The organism is Paenibacillus sp. J22FR83 (assembly GCF_059691955.1).
This window is the reverse complement of record NZ_JCAUAM010000048.1, coordinates 1-1,566: the sequence shown is the minus strand read 5'-3', so window position 1 is coordinate 1,566 and position 1,566 is coordinate 1. Positions and strand designations below refer to the sequence as shown.

The following is a 1,566-nucleotide window of genomic DNA, read 5'->3' as shown; positions in this document are numbered from 1 at the left end:
TTTCAGGCTGTCGAGAAAGTCTCGGCAGCCTAAGTTTCTTCATCTATTTCACCACATTACCGCGTTAATTTGATATAATATAGGTATACTCTTGAAAGTGGTGATCTCTTTGTTCCGCTCGAATCCGAAAGACCCCCAGTTAGACTATGAACTCGTTTGTATTGAATCCATGGTTCCGCAAAATCACTTACTTCGTCAAATCGCTGCTCATATTGATTTTTCGTTTATCTTAGATATTGTTCGTCCTTATTACAGTGAAAATCGCGGGCGTCCTTCCATAGATCCTATTTTACTTTTTAAAATGATGTTCATTGGCTATTTATACGGCATTCGTTCTGAGCGCCAACTTGAGCAAGAAATTAATTTGAATATTGGTTATCGCTGGTTTTTAGGTCTCGGACTTTCGCAAAAAGCACCTGATCACACAACGATTAGCTGGAATCGTCGGACACGCTTTAAGGATACAACTGTATTTCAGGATATTTTTGACGAGATCGTTCGACTAGCTATTGATCATCGCATGGTTGCAGGTCGTGTGCTGATCACGGACTCCACGCATATTAAAGCAAATGCCAACAAAAACAAATATACGATGCAAACCGTAGAGCAAACACCTCACGAATACACCCAAGAGCTGGATAGAGCTGTAGACGAAGATCGTGAGCAACGCGGAAAAAAGCCACTGGAACGCAAGGAGGAGGTGAGCGAAACAAAGCAAATTAAAGTAAGCACGACGGATCCAGATAGTGGCTATATGATGCGTAAAGGCAAACCGGAAGGGTTCTATTACTTAAATCATTGCACGGTTGATCATAAATTCAACATAATTACTGACGCGCACGTAACGGAAGGCAATGTTAACGATTCCGTTGTTTACATTGAACGTTTACTGCACCAAATTGAAAAGTTTGGATTTGAAAATTCGCTTGAGGCGATCGCGGTGGATTCAGGTTATTTCACACCACACATTTGTAAAAAGACATTAGAAATGGAAATTTACCCTGTCATCGGGGGACGCCGGACCAGCTCCACTTCGGAAGGAATGTCGAAAGATCGGTTTGTTTTTCATAAAGAGAAAAATGTGTACATCTGCCCTAAAGGTCAGGAATTAACATACACGACCACGAACAGACAAGGTTACCGCGAGTACACCTCAGACTCGAAACAATGTACAGATTGTCCATTACTTGCGGCATGTACGACAGCTAAGAACCGCATTCGAAAGATTCAGCGGCATCTGTGGGAAGGCTACAAAGAACAAGTAGCGAGGAACCTGGAAAGTGCTTCTGGAAAAAAACTGTACCGACTTCGGTGCCAAACGATTGAGCGAAGTTTCGCGGATGCCAAAGAGCTCCATGGACTTCGCTGTTCGCGGTTACGGGGGCGAGCGAATGTGCAGGAGAAAGCTCTTATGACAGCAGTAACACAGAACATAAAAAAGATCGCCCGCCAGCTTGCAAAGTATGCAAGCCTAGGAGCGATCTTTTTATCTACACCTACAAACATCGTGGAAGAGCAGAAATATGCTTCAATTCGTAATTGGAAGCGCTTTACTCGACAGCCTGA

General features: G+C 43.2%; 1 pseudogene. It reads left to right on the top strand.

The features are described from left to right. Positions 1-169: 169 nt before the first annotated feature. A pseudogene (locus tag AC58PV_RS35395) lies at positions 170-1,468 on the top strand (IS1182 family transposase); the annotation flags it as partial. Positions 1,469-1,566: the final 98 nt, after the last annotated feature.